Source organism: Micrococcus sp. HMSC31B01, from assembly GCF_001816085.1.
Taxonomy (GTDB): Bacteria; Actinomycetota; Actinomycetes; order Actinomycetales; family Micrococcaceae; genus Micrococcus; species Micrococcus luteus.
In genome coordinates, this window is record NZ_KV824912.1 from 1 (window position 1) to 1337 (window position 1337).

Sequence of the window (1337 nt, forward strand, 5' to 3'; positions counted from 1 at the left end):
GGCGTCGTCGTTCTCGGCGGGGTGGCTGCCCCGGGCGGGGGCGGTGGCGGCGGACATGGGGTCCATCCTCTCAAAGCATGCGGACGCCCGAAGACGGCGGGAGCGGCCCCGCCGTCGTCGGGCCCCTGGGTCAGGCGAACAGGGCGTCGCCCACGAACCCGCCCTCGGCGCAGCCCGGCGGGATCGCGAAGACCGCCGAGCCCACGGGCACGGTCCACAGGTTCAGGTGGTCCGACTCGGCGAGCCGGGCCTGCACCGGGACGAACTGCCGGTCCACGTCCGCCTGGTAGGCGGCGAAGATCAGGCCGGAGCCCGCCTCCAGCGCCCCGCGCGGGTCGTCGTAGTTGTAGCCGCGGCGCAGCATCCCGTACTCCGGCACGTCCATCCGGGCGCGCCGCAGGTGGGAGATGTCCGGGATCACGGGGAACCCGGCGGGGCCGAGCGCCGCGAAGTCCGGCTCGTCGTGCTCCTGCTCGCCGGTGAGCGGCGCCCCGGTGCCGAGGCGACGGCCGATGACCTTCTCCTTGGCCGGGCGGTCGAGCTCGTCCCACGTGTCCATGAGCATCTCGATGCGCCGGATCACCACGGACGTGCCGTCCGCGATCCACGGGGTGACGCCCACCTGCTCGGCGCCCACGCCCCACACCACGCGGTCGAGATGCGGGGTGTCCGCCGCCGGGTTGCCGGTGCCGTCCACCTGCCCGAAGAGGTTGCGCATGGTGGTGCCGGTGGGATGGGCGCCGCGGGCGGAGCGGAAGCCCTCCTGCACCCAGCGCTCGGTGGCGAACGGCCGGGCCGCCTTGAGGAGCATGCGCCGGGCGTGGGCCACGGACATCCGGTCGTCGCCGCAGATCTGCAGCAGCAGGTCGCCGTCGCTGAACGCGGGGTCCAGGCGGTCGATCTGCTCGAACGCCGGCAGCGGGCGCAGCCAGGCCGGGGCCCGGTCCGGGGCCACGCGGCGGACGAGCTCCGGGCCGAAGCCGAACGTCACGGTGAGCCGTGCGGGGGCGGCGGCGAGCTCCGGCTCGGTGTCCGCGATCGTGGCCCGGCCCTGGGTGAGGCGCGCGGCGTCGTCGGTGAGCAGGCGCAGCATCCGCTCGATCCCCAGCCGGTCCGTGTCCGGGAGCAGGTCGAGGGCGAGGAACACCGCGTGGGCCTGGGCCGGGGTGTCGACGCCGGCCTGGCGCGGCCCGTGGAACGGCACGGTGTCCGTGCCCACGGGCGAGCTGACGGCCACCCGGGCGGACTGGCCGCCGGGCTCGGCCCAGCCGGCCCGGCCGACCTCGCCCTCGATGCCGGTGTCGCCCATGACCTCGGAGGGCGAGGCCCCCGCCCCG

Annotated in this window: 1 protein-coding gene; it reads right to left on the reverse strand. The window is 76.1% G+C overall.

All coding sequences use genetic code 11. From position 1 onward, the window contains the following. Positions 1 to 130: 130 nt before the first annotated feature. On the reverse strand, positions 131 to 1337 hold a 1207-nt coding region (locus HMPREF3105_RS01520), incomplete at its 5' end, for a Dyp-type peroxidase (RefSeq protein ID WP_070708611.1).